This is a genomic window from Mesorhizobium australicum, assembly GCF_900177325.1.
GTDB classification, from domain to species: domain Bacteria; phylum Pseudomonadota; class Alphaproteobacteria; order Rhizobiales; family Rhizobiaceae; genus Mesorhizobium_A; species Mesorhizobium_A australicum_A.
The window spans coordinates 2155613-2170429 of the sequence record NZ_FXBL01000004.1 but is presented as its reverse complement, the minus strand read 5'-3'; the positions used below and the strand labels follow the sequence as shown (position 1 = coordinate 2170429).

At 67.3% G+C, this 14817-nt stretch carries 15 protein-coding genes; 8 read left to right on the top strand and 7 right to left on the bottom strand.

Annotated features, from left to right (window positions below):
• Positions 1-30 precede the first annotated feature (30 nt).
• Positions 31-540 carry a hypothetical protein gene (locus B9Z03_RS13005; RefSeq protein WP_085464587.1) on the top strand — a complete coding sequence of 170 codons (510 nt, stop codon included), beginning with the start codon at positions 31-33 and terminating at the stop codon, positions 538-540.
• Positions 541-796: 256 nt separating this feature from the next.
• On the opposite strand, the gene greA is transcribed toward B9Z03_RS13005, so the two are convergent.
• Positions 797-1261 carry a transcription elongation factor GreA gene (gene greA, locus B9Z03_RS13000; RefSeq protein WP_085464586.1) on the bottom strand — a complete coding sequence of 155 codons (465 nt, stop codon included), beginning with the start codon at positions 1259-1261 and terminating at the stop codon, positions 797-799.
• A 104-nt stretch (positions 1262-1365) separates the two neighbouring features.
• Here greA and B9Z03_RS12995 point away from each other — a divergent pair, with 104 nt between their 5' ends.
• The gene (locus B9Z03_RS12995) at positions 1366-2709 is read left to right on the top strand and encodes a TIGR03808 family TAT-translocated repetitive protein (protein ID WP_085464585.1); all 1344 of its coding nucleotides are present in this window, start codon (positions 1366-1368) and stop codon (positions 2707-2709) included.
• Positions 2710-2773: 64 nt separating this feature from the next.
• On the opposite strand, the gene B9Z03_RS12990 is transcribed toward B9Z03_RS12995, so the two are convergent.
• Positions 2774-3775: an asparaginase gene (locus B9Z03_RS12990; RefSeq protein ID WP_085464584.1), complete on the bottom strand. Its 1002-nt coding sequence runs from the start codon at positions 3773-3775 to the stop codon at positions 2774-2776.
• A 79-nt stretch (positions 3776-3854) separates the two neighbouring features.
• On the opposite strand from B9Z03_RS12990, the gene B9Z03_RS12985 reads away from it, so the two are divergent.
• Complete coding sequence (locus tag B9Z03_RS12985; protein WP_085464583.1) at positions 3855-4595, top strand: DUF3750 domain-containing protein; 741 nt, start codon at positions 3855-3857, stop codon at positions 4593-4595.
• A gap of 3 nt (positions 4596-4598) precedes the next feature.
• Here B9Z03_RS12985 and B9Z03_RS12980 read toward each other — a convergent pair whose 3' ends face one another.
• The 3 genes from B9Z03_RS12980 to B9Z03_RS12970 are packed head-to-tail and all read right to left on the bottom strand — an operon-like array spanning position 4599 to position 6333.
• Positions 4599-5108, bottom strand: coding sequence for a hypothetical protein (locus B9Z03_RS12980; protein WP_085464582.1), 510 nt, complete (start codon positions 5106-5108; stop codon positions 4599-4601).
• 9 nt (positions 5109-5117) lie between these two features.
• Complete coding sequence (locus B9Z03_RS12975) at positions 5118-5603, bottom strand: hypothetical protein (RefSeq protein WP_085464581.1); 486 nt, start codon at positions 5601-5603, stop codon at positions 5118-5120.
• Positions 5590-6333, bottom strand: coding sequence for an SDR family NAD(P)-dependent oxidoreductase (locus B9Z03_RS12970; protein ID WP_085464580.1), 744 nt, complete (start codon positions 6331-6333; stop codon positions 5590-5592). Before B9Z03_RS12970 ends, B9Z03_RS12975 begins: the two co-directional genes overlap by 14 nt.
• 116 nt (positions 6334-6449) lie before the next feature.
• On the opposite strand from B9Z03_RS12970, the gene betI reads away from it, so the two are divergent.
• From betI to betB, 5 genes are read left to right on the top strand one after another with little or no spacing between them, the layout of a single operon-like run.
• The gene (gene betI / locus B9Z03_RS12965) at positions 6450-7034 is read left to right on the top strand and encodes a transcriptional regulator BetI (protein ID WP_085464579.1); all 585 of its coding nucleotides are present in this window, start codon (positions 6450-6452) and stop codon (positions 7032-7034) included.
• Between the two features lie 49 nt (positions 7035-7083).
• Entirely contained in the window at positions 7084-8607 is a 1524-nt protein-coding gene (betC, locus tag B9Z03_RS12960; RefSeq protein WP_085464578.1) for a choline-sulfatase, read from the top strand.
• On the top strand, positions 8607-10265 hold the full coding sequence (gene betA, locus B9Z03_RS12955; RefSeq protein ID WP_085464577.1) for a choline dehydrogenase: 1659 nt from the start codon (positions 8607-8609) through the stop codon (positions 10263-10265). Before betC ends, betA begins: the two co-directional genes overlap by 1 nt.
• Before the next feature lie 59 nt (positions 10266-10324).
• Positions 10325-10471 carry a hypothetical protein gene (locus B9Z03_RS29835; RefSeq protein ID WP_176247510.1) on the top strand — a complete coding sequence of 49 codons (147 nt, stop codon included), beginning with the start codon at positions 10325-10327 and terminating at the stop codon, positions 10469-10471.
• 17 nt (positions 10472-10488) lie between these two features.
• A complete protein-coding gene (betB, locus tag B9Z03_RS12950; RefSeq protein ID WP_085464576.1) occupies positions 10489-11952 on the top strand; it encodes a betaine-aldehyde dehydrogenase in 1464 nt (487 codons plus the stop codon).
• Here betB and B9Z03_RS12945 read toward each other — a convergent pair.
• Both B9Z03_RS12945 and B9Z03_RS12940 read right to left on the bottom strand, forming a co-directional pair.
• Positions 11946-12527, bottom strand: coding sequence for an NAD(P)H-dependent oxidoreductase (locus tag B9Z03_RS12945; RefSeq protein WP_085464575.1), 582 nt, complete (start codon positions 12525-12527; stop codon positions 11946-11948). The two genes, betB and B9Z03_RS12945, sit on opposite strands and share 7 nt — an antisense overlap.
• 66 nt (positions 12528-12593) lie before the next feature.
• Positions 12594-14816 carry an AGE family epimerase/isomerase gene (locus B9Z03_RS12940; protein WP_085464574.1) on the bottom strand — a complete coding sequence of 741 codons (2223 nt, stop codon included), beginning with the start codon at positions 14814-14816 and terminating at the stop codon, positions 12594-12596.
• Between the last annotated feature and the right edge of the window lies 1 nt (position 14817).

Genomic DNA, 14817 nt, shown 5'->3' with positions numbered 1-14817 from the left:
TATTTAAGCCGCAAATCACAGGAGACCTCCATGAAAGTAGCCGCTCTCGCAGTCACCGTCGCCCTTGCTTTCACAGTGTCTGGGGCAGCACAGGATCGCACCAACTCTCTCGGTAACGGCGTCGCGCCGATGGTGACCACGGATCCGGAAATGATGATCTATCGCGTCGCAGGTGTGGCAGATTCCGGTTATACGACGATGAAGGGCGTCGCTACTTCCTTCATGTGCTACAGTAACAGCGCCGCGACAGAGAAGGTTAGAGTTCGCATCCTGAATTGGCACGGTGGCGTCGAAGCTGATGTTTCCCACGAGGTCAAATCCAAAAGAACTCTAACATTTTCGACCCGTTCAACCGCATGGCTCGCGGAGGACGTGTTGCTAGCGGCAGGGAAGGTCATCAATCAGGGCACTGCGGCGATCATCGCGACCAGCAAAGAGGTCTATTGCTCGGCCATGCTTATCGACGCCGCTGCGACCGTTCCAAGCGGCATTGCGCTGCACCTGGTGCGCTTCAACCCCGCGCCGGGAACGGTGGAGTAGCCTCGACTGCCTGAGTCTCCGAGGCAGAGAGATAAAATCTGCCAGGAAAGCGAGGGCTGGCGGAAGCGGGTCGAAGATGTCGAGCGAGCGTCCGAATTCGCCATGACTGAAATCCGACCAAAGTCCCGAGATGCTCCCACCAATGGGGCATTTCGGATGCGTCGTCCGACTTCGACTTGGTTTCAACGCTCAGCGGCGGGAACAACCGGCCGCGCGGAAAGCCGTTGCGCGGCACGCCGGGCATTCCCTGTGGCCCTCACAGACCCACCACTTCCCACTCCTTGCCCGCCACCGTCACCACGTCGCCGACGCGCTTGCCGAACAGTGCGCGTGCCATCGGCGAGACATGGCTGATGGAGCCTTTCGCTGCATCCGCCTCGTCCTCGCCGACGATCCGCCAGGTGCGGCGCTTGCCGTCCTCGCCTTCCAGCACCACGGTCATGCCGAAGCGCACGACATCCGAGCCCGCCTCCGGTTCCGACAGTTCCGCCGTCTCGCGGCGGGACGTCCAGTAGCGCAGGTCGCGCAGGATGGTTGCCACCGCGACCCGCTCCTGCGACTTCTCGGCCTGGGACAGCTCGTCGCGCAGCCGCGCCATCTCCGCCTCGATCTGCCGCAGCCCTTCGGCCGTTACAAGGTTGCGTTCGGCACTGACCGGCCGCTCGCCGATCATCGCGATCGCCTCGGTGTCGTCGTCTTCCTTGGTGAATGCCCTGCTCATACTGGCAAGCTACCGCCTGGGCGCCACGCGGACAATGCCCTCGCCCGGCCTCGCCTTGGCACACCCCATGCAAGGCGATACGCTCCCTGCGGAGACCCGTGCCAATGCTGGACAGACGCCGCTTCCTCGCCGCCTCGGCCGGCTTCGCCGCCGGCCTGTTTGCAGAGCCGGTGCGCGCCGCCATGCGCGGCGCAATCGATGCCGGCGAGTTCGGCATGCAGCCCGGCAGCTTCGACGACCAGAGCCGCGCCTTCTCGGCGATGCTGGACAAGGCGTCGGACGAGGACGCCGCGATCTTCCTGCCGCCCGGCCAGTATGCCATTGCCAGGATAACCCTGCCGCGCCGCGTGCGGCTCTCCGGTGTGCCGGGCGCCACACGGCTCGTCCATGCCGGCGACGGCCATATGCTGGCCGCCGAGGGCGCCGACCACATCGAGCTGTCCGGCCTCGTGATCGACGGCGCCAGTCGCTGGCTCGGCGACACCGCCCAGGGCCTCGTCGACGCGCGCGGCGTCGCCGCCTTCGTCCTCGACAACTGCCGCGTCGTCGGCTCGTCCAAGAACGGCCTTGCCCTCGAGCGCGTCTCCGGCCGCATCGAGCGCAGCGAGATCTCGGGCGCGGCCGATGCCGGCATCTGGAGCGTCGAGGCCGGCCGCCTGCAAATCACCGGCAACACGGTCGCCGACTGCGGCAATGGCGGCATCCTCGTCCACCGCTGGCAGCCGGCCGAGGACGGCACGATCGTCACCGGCAACCGGGTCGAGCGGATTCTTGCCCGCGCTGGCGGCACCGGCCAGAACGGCAACGGCATCAACGTCTTTCGCGCCGGCAACGTCATCGTCTCCGGCAACCAGATCGCCGACTGCGCCTTCTCCGCCATCCGCTCCAACTCCGGCGGCAACATCCAGATCAGCGGCAATACCTGCCGGCGCTCCGGCGAGACGGCGATCTATTCAGAGTTCGCCTTCGAGGGCGCAGTGATCGCCAACAACATCGTCGACGGCGGCGCCAACGGCATCTCGGTCGTCAACTTCAACGAGGGCGGCCGGCTCGCCACCGTCACCGGCAACCTCGTGCGCAACCTGTCGCAGACCGGTCCTTATCCCGCCGACGCGCCTGGCTTCGGCGTCGGCATCTCGGTCGAGGCCGACACCTCGGTCACCGGCAACGTCATCGAGAACGCCCCGCTCTACGGCATGAACATCGGCTGGGGGCCGTTCATGCGCAACGTCGTGGCCACCGGCAACGTCATCCGCAAGGCGGGCGAAGGCATCGCCGTCTCGGTGGTTGAGGGCACCGGCTCTGCCGTCATCTCGGACAACGTCATCGACGGCGCCCTGCGCGGCGCGATCATCGGCCATCGCTGGTCCGACCCCGCGACGGGCGACCTCGCCGTCGAGCCGTCGGACCTGCCCGGACTGACGATCGAGCGCAACCGGGTCAGTTGAACCGACCGGGCCGGCTGAGCAGACCGGGTCAGCAAAGCTGACCGGGTCAGCAAAGCTGACCGCGTCAGCTGACCGGCAGTCCCCTCACCTCGCCGACCTCGATGCCGTTCCAGTTCTTCAGCGTCACCGAGGCCATGTCGGCAAATCGGGCCGACAGCGCCTCGTCGTCGCGCAGCAAGTGTGCCAGCAGCGCCGCCACCGCCGCCTCCGCCCCGCGCCCGGTGCCGTCGTCGATCTTCAGCGCGAAGCCGAGGCCGAGTTCAGGAATGGCGCCGCAATAGACGCCCTCGGCGCCCACCTTGGTGAACACCCTGCCCCTGCCTGCCTCCATCATCTCGGTGTCCGCCCGGCCGGTGCCCGCGACGTAAAACGGCTCGGCCATGCAGGCCTCGAACAGCCGCCGCGCCGCGCTTGCGCGCCCGGCCGACAGCGTCTCGCCCGTCGCCAGCCGCGCGAAGCCGGTCGCGAGGTTCACCAGCGGCACGGCGTAGGTCGGGATCGAGCAGCCGTCGGTGCCGGAGTTCTCTTCGCGATGCGCCGCGCCCGTCACCTCCTCCATGGTTGCCGCGATCAGCCGCTGGTAGTCGTGGCCGATCTTCACATAGCCCCTGTGGTTCAGCCCCATGTGCCGGCAGCCGCACAGGAAGCCCGAATGCTTGCCCGAGCAGTTGTTGTGCAGCGCGCTCGCCACCTCGCCCGAACGCGCCAGCCGGATCGTTGCCTCCTGGCTTGTCGGCCAGTGCGCGCCGCATTCGAGCGCGTCCGGCTCGAGTCCCGCCCTCGCCAGCACCGCGCGGGCAAGGGCGGCATGCTCCGGCTCGCCGCTGTGCGAGGCGCAGGCCAGCGCCAGTTCCTTGACATCGAGGCCGAACGCATCCGCCGCCCCGCTCTCCACCAGCGGCAGCGCCTGCATCACCTTCACCGCGGAGCGCGGGAAGACCGGGCGTGCGACATCGCCCCGCGACAGGACCAGCGCGCCCGAGGCATCGGCCACCGCGATCGAGCCCTCATGGCGGCTTTCGACCTTGCCGCCGCGCAGCACCTCGACAAGAACCGGGTTCGTCATCGTTTCACCATGTTGCCTGCCCCATCTCGTCGGCTCATGCACCCGATCGCACGGGTTCGGCAAGGCTGAGGTTGTCGAATTGAAGCTGTTCAAACATCTCCTGCTGTTCATCCTGCTCGTCTTTGTCACGCCGGCGCTCGCCACCGCCGGCTGGTGGATGCTGCAGGACCGGCCGGGCAGCTGGAGTTCCGCCGACTGGTCGTCGTCGGGCCTCCTGCCAAAGGCCGAGGCGGACCGGAAAGCGGCCGTCTATGTGCTCGCCGCGCGCACCGGCGGCTTGAAGGGCGCGTTCTCGCTGCACAGCTGGATCGTCACCAAGCAGGCGGGCGCGGCCGCCTACGACCGCTACGACAAGGTCGGCTGGGGTTCGCCGATCCGCCGGAACAGCCGGCCAGCCGACGGGCGCTGGTATTCGAACGAGCCCTTCGTCGTCCATGCGCTGGAGGGCAAGGCCGCCGAGGCGGTGATCCCGAAGGTCGAGGCCGCGATCGCCTCCTATCCCTTCTCGAAGCCGGGCGACTATCACGTCTGGCCCGGGCCGAACTCCAACAGCTTCGTCGCGCATGTGCTGCGCTCCGTGCCGGAGCTCGGCGCGACGATGCCGCCCAATGCGACCGGCCGCGACTTCGCGGCGGGCATCGGCACGATCGGCTGGTCGGCCGCGACGGGAGATTTTCACGCCACGCTGCACGGGCTTGCCGGCCTGTCGGTCGGCGCGACCAGCGGGCTGGAGCTGCATTTCATGGGCCTGGTGGCCGGGATCGACATCGCGAGGCCGGCGCTCAAGATTCCCGCCTATGGGCGGTGGGAGATCTTCTGAGCGCTATTCGAACGCCGCGAGCAGCGTCTTGCGCAGCGTGCCGTTGTCCCCGTCGGCGCCGTAGAGCACGTCGTCGACACCGAGCGTGCCGTCGTTCCAGCCTGCGCCAAGGACGAGACGGTCGGAATAGTTTGCGGACGGCTCGTCCGGGAAGGCGTGCCTGATCTCGACCACGGCGCCGATGCCCTCACCCTCGACCGTGCCCACCTCGCATCCTGGCGAGACGTCCTGATAGCTCTGGAACGGCACGCCGTCGCCGAGCGGCGGCTTCTCGTCGGGATGCGCCTTCTGGATCTCGGCGTTTTTCGCCATCGCCGCGCGGATTTCGGCGGCAAGCGCCGGTGTCACAAGCAGCAACGGGCCGGCCGCCTCCGGATTGTCCTTCATCAGGCAGAATGCCTCGCCCAGGGCCGCTTCCGGCCGCTTGGGGTGATCCTGCGCCGATGCACCGAAAACGGTCAGCGACATCAGGGCGGCGGCGAACAGGCTGCGCTTCAAGATGGTCCCCCTCATTGCTCATCCCTACTGATCGAACGTGTCGGCCAGCACGCGGCGCAGGCCGGCCTGATAGGTGTCCGTCGGAAAGGACGCGAACAGGATGTCGTCGACGCGCATCTCGCCCGTTTCCGGCTTCAGCACAAGCCTGTCGGTCCACCGTTCGCCCTTCTCGGAGTAATAGGCGATGTCGACGATCGTGACATTGGCCGCCGGCGAGACCTTCGAGGCGAGGCACGAGGCCGGCCTGTCGACCACGCCGCGATAGGGTATCCCGGCCGCGAGCGGCGCGCTGTCGTGACCGGAGGCGTCGGCGACCGCGGCGTTGCGTTCCTCGGCATCCTCGACGATCGCACGCAGGTCCGCCGTCATCAGTTCGCGCAGGCCTGCCATGTCGTCGGCGGTCTGGAGTTCGCAGAACCGGTTCGAGACGTCGCCGACATCGGGCTCGGCCCAGGCCGGGCATGCGACCGCGAACAGCACCGCGGCGACGGACAGTCTAGTCTTGAGCAATGATACCACCTGCCAGAAACCCGCCGTCGACGGCGACGGTCTGGCCGGTGATATAGCTTGCCTCCGGTGACAGAAGAAAGGCGATCGCGCCCGCCACCTCGTCGGCGCGGCCGTAGCGCTCCTGCGGGATGCGCTCGCGCCACAACGCCTTTTCCGGCGGCCCGTGCAGACGCGCCACCATCGGCGTGTCGATCGGCCCCGGCGCCACGCAGTTGACCCGCACGCCCTGCGTCGCAAGCTCAACCGCCATCACCTCGGTCATCAGCTTGAGCCCCGCCTTCGCCGAGCCGTAGGCCAGCCGGCCGCGATTGGCGCGCAGGCCGGAGACCGAGCCGATGTTCACGATCGCCAGCGTCTCGCCCATCCGCTCCAGCGCCGCCTTGGAGGCAAGGAATGGCCCGATGAGGTTCGCTTCCAGCATCTCGCGCATGAATTCGGCCGTCGTGTCCTCGACGCTCGCGGCCTTGGCCACGCCGGCCGAGTTCACCAGTCCGCCGATCAGGCCCAGCCGGTCGACGATCTCGTCGAAGGCCGACGCCGCTTCGTCCTCGTCGGTGATGTCGGCCTGGACGAAGATGACGTTCTCCCCTTCCAGGTCGTTCTCCGCCTGGACGAGCCCGTCCGCATCGAGATCGATCACGGCGACCGGCCAGCCGTCCTCGAGCAGCCGCGCCACCACTGCGAGGCCGATCCCAGATGCACCGCCGGTTACAACCGCCGCATGTCTCATCGCGTCAGAATGAACGCAGGCACCGCCGACGTAAAGACCGGACGGCTGACGCAATCGCGGCATCGGGTGGCGGTATTTTTATTGATTGACGCGTCAATAAAAAATAGCCTCGCTCCATGCCGAAGATCGGAATGGAACCCTTGCGCCGCCGCGCGCTGATCGATGCCACGGTGGCCGCCATCGGCGAGCACGGCTCGCTCGACGTGACGATGTCGCAGATCGCCGGCCGTGCCGGTGTGTCGTCGGCGCTCGCACATCACTATTTCGGCGCCAAGGACGATCTGCTCAGGGCCACGATGCGCTCGCTGCTGGCGGATCTCGGCCACGAGCTGCGAGCCGCACTCGCACGGGCCGAGACGCCGCGCGAGCGGCTGTCGGCCATCATCGCGGTCAACTTCTCCGCGCCGCAATTCGGCGAGGAAGTGGTGGCCGCCTGGCTCGCCTTCTACGTCGAGGCGCAGCGCTCGCCCGAGATGCGCCGGCTTCTCGCGATCTATGCGCGGCGGCTGCACTCGAACCTGACCGACGCCTTGCTGCGACTGCTGCCGCGCCGCGAGGCCCTCCACGTCGCGGAAGGCATCGCGGCGCTGATCGACGGTCTCTACATCCGCCGCGCGCTCAAGAACGGCGCGCCCGACCCCGCCTCGGCCATAGCGTTGGTCGAGGATTACGTCTCGCTCAATCTGGCGAGGGCGGGATGAAGCATCAGGACCGCCGCGCCCACAGGGCGGACATGTTGGAGAGCCTCCGATGACCCGCCCCAACATCCTCATCGTCATGGTCGACCAGCTGACCGGGACCCTCTTCCCCGACGGCCCCGCCGACTTCCTGCATGCCCCGAACCTCAAGACGCTGGCCGGCCGCTCGGCGCGGTTCGCGAACAACTACACCGCCTCGCCGCTCTGCGCGCCTGGCCGCGCCTCCTTCATGAGCGGGCAGCTGCCGTCGCGGACGCGCGTCTACGACAACGCCGCCGAGTTCGCTTCCTCGATCCCCACCTTCGCACACCACCTGCGTGCGGCCGGCTACTACACCTGCCTGTCGGGCAAGATGCACTTCGTCGGGCCGGACCAGTTGCACGGCTTCGAGGAGCGGCTGACGACGGACATCTACCCGGCCGATTTCGGCTGGACGCCCGACTACCGCAAGCCAGGCGAGCGGATCGACTGGTGGTACCACAATCTCGGCTCCGTCACCGGCGCCGGCGTCGCCGAGACCACCAACCAGCTCGAATATGACGACGAGGTCGCCTTCCTCGCCAGCCAGAAGCTCTACCAGTTGTCGCGCGAGCACGACGACCCGGCCCGTCGTCCCTGGTGCCTGACGGTCTCGTTCACCCATCCGCACGATCCGTTCGTCGCGCGGCGCAGATACTGGGATCTTTACGAGGACTGCGCGCATCTTGAACCAACCGTCGGCTTCATCGCCTACGCCGATCAGGACCCACATTCGCAGCGGCTCTATCTCGCCAGCGACTATGCGTCCTTCGACATCCAGCCGGAGCAGATCCGCCGCTCGCGCCGCGGCTATTTCGCCAACATCTCCTACATCGACGACAAGGTGGGCGAGCTCCTCGACACGCTCGCGCGCACCCGCATGGCCGACGACACGGTCGTCCTGTTCTGCTCCGACCACGGCGAAATGCTCGGCGAGCGCGGCCTCTGGTTCAAGATGAATTTCTACGAGGGCTCGGCCCGCGTGCCGCTGATGATCGCCGGCAAGGACGTGCCCGCAGGCCTCGTCACCACGCCGGTGTCGAACCTCGACATCTGCCCGACGCTGTGCGACCTCGCCGGCATCGACATGTCGGCGATCATGCCCTGGACCGACGGCCAGTCGCTGCTGCCGCTGGCGAAGGGGGAGCCACGCGCCGAGCCGGTGCTGATCGAATACGCGGCCGAAGGCTCCTACGCGCCGATGGTCGCCATCCGCGACGGACGCTTCAAGTTCGTCCACTGCGAGCTCGATCCGCCGCAGCTCTTCGACCTCGACGCCGATCCGCTCGAGACAAACAACCTCGCCTCCGATACGGCCCACGCCGCCCTCGTCGGCAGGTTCATGGCCGCCGTGCGCGCCCGCTGGGGCATGGCGCGCTTCGACGCCGAGGTACGCGAGAGCCAGGCACGCCGCTGGGTGATCTACCCGGCGCTCCGCAACGGCTCCTATTACCCCTGGGACTTCCAGCCGCTGCAGAAGGCGTCCGAGCGCTACATGCGCAACCACATGGACCTGAACGTGCTGGAAGAGTCCAAACGCTGGCCGAGGGGCGAGTGATGGCGCAGCGCGAGGCCGATTTCGTCATCGTCGGCGCCGGCTCGGCCGGCTGCGCGCTCGCCTACCGGTTGTCCGAGGACGGCAAGAACACGGTCATCGTCATCGAGCATGGCGGGTCGGATTTCGGCCCGCTGATTCAGATGCCCTCGGCCCTGTCGATCCCGATGAACATGAGCCTCTACGACTGGGGCTTCCGCACCGAGCCCGAGCCGCATCTCGGCAACCGCGTGCTCGCAACCCCGCGCGGCAAGGTGATCGGCGGCTCCTCCTCCATCAACGGCATGGTCTATGTCCGCGGCCATGCCCGCGACTTCGACCACTGGGCCGAGCAGGGCGCGGTCGGCTGGGCCTATGCCGACGTCCTGCCCTACTACAAGCGGATGGAGCATTCGCATGGCGGCGAGGAAGGCTGGCGCGGCACCGATGGCCCACTGCATGTGCGACGCGGCCAGCTGTTCAATCCGCTCTACCGGGCCTTCGTCGAGGCAGGAAAACAGGCGGGCTTCGAGACCACCGAGGACTATAACGGCTCCAAGCAGGAGGGCTTCGGCTGGATGGAGCAGACCATCCACATGGGCCGCCGCTGGTCGGCCGCCAATGCCTATCTGAGGCCGGCGCTCAGACGGCCGAACGTGAGTCTTCTCAAGGGCATGGCGCGCCGCGTTGTGATCGAGAATCATCGCGCCACCGGCGTCGAGATCCAGGTTGGTACGGAGATTCAGGTCGTTAAGGCAAAACGCGAGGTCGTGCTCGCCGCCTCCTCGATCAACTCGCCCAAGCTCTTGATGCTCTCCGGTATCGGACCCGCCGCGCATCTGGCCGAACACGGCATCGACATGGTCGCCGACCGGCCCGGCGTCGGCCAGAACCTGCAGGACCATCTGGAACTCTACATCCAGCAGGAAGCCACCCAGCCGGTGACGCTGCATTCCGTGCTCAACCCCTTCTCCAAGGCGCTGATCGGCGCGCGCTGGCTCGTCTGGGGTGATGGGCTCGGCGCCACCAACCATTTCGAGGCCGCCGCCTTCGTCCGCTCGAAGGCTGGCGTGGACTATCCCGATATCCAGTACCATTTCCTGCCGGCCGCCATGCGCTACGACGGCAAGTCGGCGGCCAAATCGCACGGCTTCCAGGCGCATGTCGGGCCGATGCGCTCTAAGTCGCGCGGCTCGATCACGCTGCGCTCGGCCGAACCCGCAATGCCGCCGGTGATCCGCTTCAACTACATGTCGCACCGCGACGACTGGGCTGACTTTCGCCACTCTATCCGCCTCACCCGCGAGATCTTCGGCCAGGAGGCCTTTGCACCCTATCGCGGCAAGGAGATCTCGCCCGGCAGCCATGTGCAGACCGACGAAGAGCTGGACGACTTCATCCGCGAGCATGTCGAGAGCGCCTACCACCCCTGCGGCACCTGTCGGATGGGCCGTGCCGACGACCGTCACGCCGTGGTCGACCCGGAATGCCGGGTGATCGGCGTCGACGGCCTGCGGGTCGCCGATTCCTCGATCTTCCCGCGCGTCACCAACGGCAATCTCAACGCGCCGTCGATCATGACCGGCGAGAAGGCCTCCGACCACATCCTCGGCAAGACGCCGCTGCCGCCCTCCAATCAGGAGCCCTGGATCAACCCACGCTGGCGCGAGAGCGACCGGTAACGCGGCTTCCGCATCGGACGCGCGCGGGCTATGAGGGTTGAAACAGCAAGGAACAGACAATGAAGACCAATAATCTCTACCTGATCATCGGCGTGCTGGCCGCCGTCGTCGTCGTGCTCGGCATCTATGTCTGGCGCGAGCAATCGAAGCCGGAAGGCGTCGAGATCAAGGTCGACCAGAACGGCCTGTCCATCCAGAAGAACTGACGCCGCAGGAGCGCCGCATGACCGCCCAGCCGAAAGCCTCGCACTACATCAACGGCCGCTTTGTCGAGGATGAAGGCGGCAAGGCGCTGCCGGTCATCTATCCCGCCACCGGCGAAACCATCGCGACGCTCCATTCAGCGACGCCAAACGTCGTGGAACTGGCGGTGGAGGCGGCCCGCGCCGCGCAACCCGCCTGGGCGCGGCTGAAGCCGGTCGAGCGCGGCCGCATCCTGCGCCGCGCCTCCGACATTTTGCGCGCACGCAACGCCGAACTGGCGCGGCTGGAGACACTCGACACCGGCAAGGCGATCCAGGAGACGCTGGTCGCCGACCCGGCCTCTGCCGCCGACGCGCTCGAATTCTTCGGCGGCGCGGTCGCCGCCTTCCACGGCGACTATGTCGATCTCGGCGGGCCCTTCGCCTACACGCGACGCGAGCCGCTCGGCGTCTGCGTCGGCATCGGCGCCTGGAACTATCCGATCCAGGGCGCGGGATGGAAATCGGCGCCCGCGCTCGCCATGGGCAATGCGATGATCTTCAAGCCGTCGGAGAACACGCCGCTCTCCGCCCTTGCACTGGCCGAGATCTACACCGAGGCCGGCCTGCCGGACGGCCTGTTCAACGTGGTGCAGGGCTATGGCGATGTAGGTGCCGCGCTCGCCGGCCACCCGGTCGTGGCAAAAGTGTCCCTCACCGGCTCGGTGCCGACCGGCAAGAAGGTACTGGCGCTCGCCGGCTCGCAGATGAAACACGCGACGATGGAGCTCGGCGGCAAGTCGCCGCTCATCGTCTTCGAGGATGCAGACCTCGAGAACGCTATTTCCGGCGCCATGCTCGGCAATTTCTATTCGACCGGCCAGGTCTGCTCCAACGGCACCCGCGTCTTCGTCCAGAAAGGCATGCACGACCGCTTCGTCGACCGCCTCGTCGAGCGCACCAAGAAGATCCGGCTCGGCGACCCGCTCGACCCCGAGACGCAGATGGGGCCGCTCATCAACAAGGCGCAGCACGACAAGGTGCTGGGCTATATCGAGATCGGCAAGAAGGAAGGCGCCACCCTCGCCACCGGCGGCGGCGCACCGAAGCTGCAGGGCTTCGAGAACGGCTTCTATGTCGAGCCGACCGTCTTCACCGGCGTGACCGACGACATGACCATCGCGCGGGAAGAGATCTTCGGGCCGGTGATGAGCGTGCTGTCCTTTGACGAAGAGGACGAAGTAATCGCCCGCGCCAACGACACCGAGTTCGGCCTTTCGGCCGGCGTCTTCACGCAGGACATGGCCCGCGCCCATCGCGTCGTGGCGGACCTCCAGGCGGGAACGCTCTGGATCAACCACTACAATCTCTCGCCGGTCGAAATCCCCTTCGGCGGCGCGAAGAGTTCCGGCATCGGCCGAGAGAACTCGCTGGAGGCGCTGCGCCACTACAGCCAGGTGAAGTCGGTCTATGTCGAGACCGGGAGCGTCGAGAGCCCTTACTGAGCCTTACGACCCAGCGTCCGCATCGTCTCCAGCCATTCCGCCCGGCTGTCCGCCGCTCCCTCGACCATGCCGACGATCGAGGAGCGCACCGGCGAGATGCCGACGAAATTGAGGATGTTGCGCTTCAGGCTCTTCACCGAATGCGCGCCGAAATACCAGTTGTAGACGAAGGCCGGCATGCCCATCGTGACGACAAGCCGCGCCGACTTGCCCTTCCACAAGCCCGGTGCCAGCGACCTTGCCCCCTTGTCGATCGCCACGCCCGGCCGTCCCAATTGCTCGAGAAAAGCCTTGAGCAGCGCCGGCACATCGCCCAGCCACAGCGGATAGACGATGACCAGATGATCGGCCCAGGCGATCGAGCCCGCCGCATCGCTCAGCGGCTGCGGAACCGGCCCGTTCTCCCAGTCCTCCCGCCGCCGCAGCACCGGAATGTCGAGCTCGCCGATCGCAAGCCGCCGCACTTCATGCCCGCCCGCCTCCGCCCCCTCCGCATAGGCCGCCGCGAGCGCATGGACAAAACGCTCCGGCCGCGGGTCCGGGTGACCGTTGATGACCAGTATCTTCTTCGGCATGGCGCTCGCTCCAATCTGGAGCAAAGATGGCGACCCGTCGGCTAGCGCGCCTTGCGCTGGATCAACCTACCCATACCGCTTCATATAGGCCGAGAGCGCGGTGACGATGTGGTAGAGGATGCTCGCCGGCGCGTCCTTGGCGAGCGCCCGGCCCCGCTCGTCGATCAGGTCGATCCACAGTCCCGAGGGCGCGGGGTCAATGTGCCAGCGGAACAGGCGGCCGAGGCGGGCCTCGATCTCCGGCTTCATGTCCGGCCCGCCGGTGTCGTCCAGCGCCATCGCCGCCTTGATCGCCTCGGTCTGCGGCCAGCTGCGCGACGTGCGCTCCAGCGGGATGCCCTCGCGCGACACGGCGCCGTAGGCGAGGCCCGTCGCGCGGTTCAACCCGTTGGCGATCGCCGAGGCGTAGAGTTTTCGCGCAAAGGCGACGAGATCCTTCTGGCCGCTCTGGCGGGCGAACTCGACGAGCAGCGCGGCCCACTCGAAATGATGCCCGGGCTCTGTCCACTGGCCCTTCTCGCCTTCCGCAGGCCTCCAGTCGTCGTCGAAATATTCGCCGATCGTCCAGGAATCCGCATCGAAGAAATGGCTGCGGAACAGGTCGATGATCCGGGATGCCCGGCGCAGATACTGCCGGTTTCCGGTCGCGTCGTACCAGGCGAGGAAGGCTTCCAGCAGATGCATGTGCGGGTTGGTGCGGCGCAACCCCTCGCCCTGCGAGGTCTCGAGGAAGCCGCGCATGTTGCGGTCCTCCAGCCTGTCGTCGAGGAAGGCGAAAGTCGCCTCGCCGAGCGCCAGCGCGTCCGGATTGCCGGCGCGGTGCGCATGCGCCAGCGCCAGAAGCACGCAGGCATGGTCGTAGGCGTCCTCGGTGGCGTCCAGCACCGTTCCGTCGACGTCGAGCGTGCGCACCCAGCCGCCGTCGGCCGTGCGGCCCTTCGCGGCGATGAAATCGACGCCGTGGGCGATCAGCTTCTCCGACGGCCCGTCCCAGCCATAGGTCTTGGCCACCGAGAAGGCGAAGATCTGCCGCGCCATGGTGCGCATGCGCTTCGGCCGCGGGATCGGCCGGCGGTCGAAGCCCATCGCCTCGTAATAGCCGCCATACCGTTCGTCGATCGCAGCGGTCGACCACAAGGGCAGCGCCTCTTCGAACAGCCAGTGGCGCACGCGCGGCAGCCAGGCGCCGTTGGCGATGACGCGGTCCTGCGCCGGCGTGAACTTCGTCTCCAGCCGACCGCTCTTCTCCAGCCGCTCGACGATCTTCTTGACGTTCTGGCTCTGCGAGACGGGCGCCACGAAGGTCGCATCCGCGGTCGCCACGATCGCCACGTCCTTCATGCCGATGACGGACAGAAGCCGCCCCTGGCTGCGCAGATAGGAGTTTTCCGTGTCGATCGCGACCACATCGCCGACGACCACGTTGCCGTCCGCATCCGTCGGGCTCACCTCCAGCAGCGACTGCCAGGAGCCGAGGTCGTTCCAGCGGAAGCCTGCCGGCACCATGGCGATGCCGGCCGTCTTCTCCATGATCGCGTAGTCGACCGAGATCGACGGCACGGCCGCATAGATTTCCTGTGGCAGGTAGAGCCCCGACACCTCGCGCGCCGCCGCCCGGCAGGCCTGCTCTGCCTGCGACCAGATCTCCGGCTGCAGTTTCAGGAACGCATCCCGCATCGCGCTGGCGCGAAACAGGAACATGCCTGCGTTCCAGAAGAAGGTGCCAGCGGCGAGATAGGATTCGGCGGTCGCAAGGTCCGGCTTTTCGACGAAGCGGCGCACCGCCCGCACGTCGCCGTCGCCGTCCGCCTCGATATAGCCGTAGCCGGTTTCCGGATGCGTCGGCCTGACGCCGAAAACGACGAGCTGCCCCGCCTCGGCCGCCGGAACGCCTTTCTCGATCGTCTCCCAGAACTGGCGGTCGGTCGAGATCGAGTGGTCGGACGGCACCACCAGCGCCAGCCCGTCGCCCTTCTCAAGAACCAGCACTGCAGCAACCGCTACCGCCACCGCCGTGTTGCGCCCCATCGGTTCGAACACGGCCATGCCGCCGCCGAGGTCGAGGCCGGCGAGGTCGTCTCTCACGCGCTCGGCATGCCGCTCCGAGGCGATCAGGCTCACCGGCGCCGCCCCGGCCGTGCGTGCTCGTAGCCGCCGGATGGTGCGCACCAGCATCGAACCGTCGCCGGCCAGATCGTGGAACTGCTTCGGATTGTCCTCGCGCGACAGTGGCCACAGCCGCGATCCGACGCCGCCGCTCATCACGAAACAGGAGATCGCGGCGGCCATC

Coding starts and splice junctions, on each gene's coding strand:
- B9Z03_RS12940 (WP_085464574.1), bottom strand. CDS start 14,816: ATGGCCGCCGCGATCTCCTGTTTCGTGATGAGCGGCGGCGTCGGATCG.
- B9Z03_RS12990 (WP_085464584.1), bottom strand. CDS start 3,775: ATGACGAACCCGGTTCTTGTCGAGGTGCTGCGCGGCGGCAAGGTCGAA.
- B9Z03_RS12995 (WP_085464585.1), top strand. CDS start 1,366: ATGCTGGACAGACGCCGCTTCCTCGCCGCCTCGGCCGGCTTCGCCGCC.
- greA (WP_085464586.1), bottom strand. CDS start 1,261: ATGAGCAGGGCATTCACCAAGGAAGACGACGACACCGAGGCGATCGCG.
- B9Z03_RS12980 (WP_085464582.1), bottom strand. CDS start 5,108: ATGAGGGGGACCATCTTGAAGCGCAGCCTGTTCGCCGCCGCCCTGATG.
- betI (WP_085464579.1), top strand. CDS start 6,450: ATGCCGAAGATCGGAATGGAACCCTTGCGCCGCCGCGCGCTGATCGAT.
- B9Z03_RS29835 (WP_176247510.1), top strand. CDS start 10,325: ATGAAGACCAATAATCTCTACCTGATCATCGGCGTGCTGGCCGCCGTC.
- B9Z03_RS12970 (WP_085464580.1), bottom strand. CDS start 6,333: ATGAGACATGCGGCGGTTGTAACCGGCGGTGCATCTGGGATCGGCCTC.
- betB (WP_085464576.1), top strand. CDS start 10,489: ATGACCGCCCAGCCGAAAGCCTCGCACTACATCAACGGCCGCTTTGTC.
- B9Z03_RS13005 (WP_085464587.1), top strand. CDS start 31: ATGAAAGTAGCCGCTCTCGCAGTCACCGTCGCCCTTGCTTTCACAGTG.
- B9Z03_RS12945 (WP_085464575.1), bottom strand. CDS start 12,527: ATGCCGAAGAAGATACTGGTCATCAACGGTCACCCGGACCCGCGGCCG.
- betC (WP_085464578.1), top strand. CDS start 7,084: ATGACCCGCCCCAACATCCTCATCGTCATGGTCGACCAGCTGACCGGG.
- betA (WP_085464577.1), top strand. CDS start 8,607: ATGGCGCAGCGCGAGGCCGATTTCGTCATCGTCGGCGCCGGCTCGGCC.